Genomic DNA, 687 nt, shown 5'->3' with positions numbered 1-687 from the left:
TAGTGATATGGTGCTACTCCTGCAAATTTAATGATTTGAGAAGGCTTGGAATAATTGCCAATATCTCCTAATTCGGCTAAAATAGAAGTACCAGAGAAATGAGAAATCCCTGGAATGCTAAGGATAGGAGAGTTGTTTATGATTGAGAACTCTTCTATTTTTTTATCTATTTCAGCGATTTGCTCTTTAATAAGCGTGATTTGGCTTACCAAGTGTTTGATCTGTATAGTTTCAACTTCAGAAGAGATTCCAATAGAATTCTTTGCACATTCTTTTAACTTTTCAGCAGTCAATGAAATGCGATTGCCGCTGCCTTTGATTTCAAAACATTTACGAATTGTACGAATATCTGTAGAAGCAATTGTTTCAGCACTGCCAAACGTTTTAAGAAGACTCATGTAAACAACACCATATTTAGAAGTGAATAAGGTATTGAATTCAGGGAAAACAAGATCAATTGATTTCTGTAGTCGATTACAGTATATATCGAGTTCTTCCTTTAGATTATGGTGATGACGAGTCAATTGTCTTTGTTCGTATAAATCAAAACGGTCAACCTTAGTAATAGCACCTTCCATCTTGCGTGTGAGATCAGTGGTTTTAGGGTTGATCAAGGCAACCGTATATCCGTTGCTAAGAAGAAATTTAAGAAGAGCAACATGGTAATGCCCAGTGTCTTCCATACCT

The 687-nt window shown here is 35.8% G+C and carries 1 protein-coding gene; it reads right to left on the bottom strand.

The window, feature by feature from the left end:
- The coding region (locus tag H8911_RS12240; protein ID WP_186999851.1) for an IS110 family transposase at positions 1 to 687 on the bottom strand (687 nt) is incomplete at both ends.

Origin of the sequence: Holdemanella hominis (genome assembly GCF_014306155.1) — a bacterium.
GTDB lineage: Bacteria > Bacillota_I > Bacilli_A > Erysipelotrichales > Erysipelotrichaceae > Holdemanella > Holdemanella hominis.
The sequence above is the reverse complement of the archived record's forward strand: the minus strand, read 5'-3'. Positions and strand labels throughout refer to the sequence as shown.